The following is a 2,098-nucleotide window of genomic DNA, read 5'->3' as shown; positions in this document are numbered from 1 at the left end:
AAAATCTCTTAAAGCACGAATGCGGTACAATGTATGGCAACTTACAATATCGGTGGTTTCATTAGTCAATTCGTATTTTTTCACCATGCTTTTTCTCCAGTGGACATGACGTTATCGCCATCAATATCCGCATCACGATAAATTTTTGCGTCGCCATAAATACGTGCATTACCGGAAACTGTTGCCATTCCATAAACTTCGGCAAAACCGTAAACATGTGCATTATGTTTAATTCGTGCACTACCATAAACTTCAGCATCATCATAAACTTGAGCATTATCGTAAACGCAAGCACAAGATAAGACGAATGCATTACCACCTACCCAGCAATTACCATGATGCGATAGGTTGTTTTCATGTTCTATAAAGCCGCCTAAATTACCTTTTTTAATAACTCCAAAGTCTCTTAAAGCGCGGATACGGTGAAGAGTTACCCCTTTAAACTCAGCTTTCTCATCAGTAAGTTCGTACTTCTTTTCCATTAGTTTGCTCCAGTAGATATTCTGCTATTGCTGCCAATCCAATCTTCACAACGTAAATCCGCATCACCGTAAATTTTTACATTTCCGTAAATGTGTGTATTACCGCCAACTTTTGCATTTCCATAAACGCTTGCCTTATCGTAAACATATGCTTCATAATAAACATGAGAATTGCCATAAACATGTGCATGATCAAAAACTTTAGCGTCACCGTAAACGTATGCATCACCGTAAATTTCTGCATAATTGTAAACTTTTGCTTCATCAGAAACGAGTGCATCTCCATAAACCCGCGCATCACCATAAACATAGGCATAACCGGAAATATGTGCATTTTGATAAACACGAGCATTATCATAAACCCTAGCATAATCTCCAACCCAACAATCGCCCCCATGACTAAGATTGCCTTCCTTTTCAATAAAACCGCCAAGGTCACCTTTTTTGACATTTCCAAAATCTTTTAATGCACATATGCGGTAAAGCGTGCGTCCGCCAACTTCATCCATTTCATCAGTCAATTCGTATTTTTTTTCCATGATTTATCCCCCCTACCTTAAAATAGCGTCACTTCCATAAAATGCTGTATCGCCGGCTACTATGGCATTACCACGAACTTTTGCGTTATTATAAACTTCGGCATCATCATAAACCTTCGCATTTTCAGAGATATATGCATTTTGATAAATACAAGCATTGCCTCCNATAACCTCCTCTTAATGCATGCTTTGTCTTTTAAGCTCTTGAGACAGCACACCAATTCCTTTTGCTGTGATTTTTGCGCAAGGAATGACTTTTTCTATTCCACTTGCGGTTTGAAGTGTGATAGTTGGACAATCCATAAGTTTCTTTTGGATTTTGTCTTGATAAGGAAGCAAATTTCCACCTGCTGCTCGTCTGTAAACCCAACCTTTTTTCTGTAAGAAGAGAATGAACTGTTTTGGTTGCATCTCGAGTATTTTAGCGGCTTCTGTAAGACTGAAGAGTCCATTATGACGCTGTAAGCTTTCAAGAGCCATTGCCTTTGGTTTTAAATTTGCAATAATGTTATCTTTTTGTTCATTTTCATTTTTGAGATACGTTAAAACACCAAGCATAACTTGAGGACTTGAATAGTCGATTTGTGGTGTTACTACTTGCTTTTCCAATTCTTGCCAACGGTCTATAATCCTAGCACGTAATGTCATGCTGTAACCAGAAACTAAGATAAGGCATTCACGCTTAGGGAGGTTGTAACAGTTTTGGGGCTTACCCTGTTTATCTAAATAGGTGGATCCAAATTTGGATTGACCCCCTTCAGGATATAATTCTCCTAACATTTGCCGAATATCACGCATAATATGCGCATGTTGCTTACCACATAACTCTGCAATTTCACGACTAGACATCGTTTGAACTGTTGTGTTTTGAAAATTGTTTTCAGATATTGTAATAAAGTTTTGCATCATCACCCCCCTTAATTAAGAAAAACACAAGGTTTGATATAATATTCTGCCATAGTTTCTATGACGTTCTGCTTGAGCAATTTTCCTTGCTGCGTGAATTTTGAAGTAATGATTATCGGTTTTATCTGTTTCTATTTCAGATTTTGGACAAATCTTCTGTCTGTTCCATTC

Annotated in this window: 3 protein-coding genes; all 3 read right to left on the bottom strand. The window is 37.8% G+C overall.

What is annotated here, in order from left to right; all coding sequences use genetic code 11:
* Window positions 1-80 precede the first annotated feature (80 nt).
* The 3 genes from ACFIJW_RS02605 to ACFIJW_RS02595 all read right to left on the bottom strand — a co-directional run bounded on the left by ACFIJW_RS02605 (window position 81) and on the right by ACFIJW_RS02595 (window position 1,927).
* Window positions 81-482: a hypothetical protein gene (locus ACFIJW_RS02605; protein ID WP_375613985.1), complete on the bottom strand. Its 402-nt coding sequence runs from the start codon at window positions 480-482 to the stop codon at window positions 81-83.
* Window positions 482-1,021 carry a hypothetical protein gene (locus ACFIJW_RS02600; protein WP_375633194.1) on the bottom strand — a complete coding sequence of 180 codons (540 nt, stop codon included), beginning with the start codon at window positions 1,019-1,021 and terminating at the stop codon, window positions 482-484. The genes ACFIJW_RS02605 and ACFIJW_RS02600 overlap by 1 nt, the downstream gene beginning before the upstream one ends.
* 177 nt (window positions 1,022-1,198) lie before the next feature.
* Window positions 1,199-1,927, bottom strand: a complete 729-nt coding sequence (locus tag ACFIJW_RS02595) for a Rha family transcriptional regulator (protein WP_375633195.1) — start codon at window positions 1,925-1,927, stop codon at window positions 1,199-1,201.
* Window positions 1,928-2,098 lie beyond the last annotated feature (171 nt).

This window comes from Bartonella sp. MM97QHHN (assembly GCF_042194285.1).
In the GTDB taxonomy this organism is placed as follows: Bacteria; Pseudomonadota; Alphaproteobacteria; order Rhizobiales; family Rhizobiaceae; genus Bartonella.
Note: the sequence above shows the minus strand (reverse complement) of the source record. Positions and strands in the feature narration are given on the sequence as shown.

Bases quoted from the DNA above. Each gene is read 5' to 3' on its own strand.
- ACFIJW_RS02605 (WP_375613985.1), bottom strand. From the start codon at position 482: ATGGAAAAGAAGTACGAACTTACTGATGAGAAAGCTGAGTTTAAAGGG.
- ACFIJW_RS02600 (WP_375633194.1), bottom strand. From the start codon at position 1,021: ATGGAAAAAAAATACGAATTGACTGATGAAATGGATGAAGTTGGCGGA.
- ACFIJW_RS02595 (WP_375633195.1), bottom strand. From the start codon at position 1,927: ATGCAAAACTTTATTACAATATCTGAAAACAATTTTCAAAACACAACA.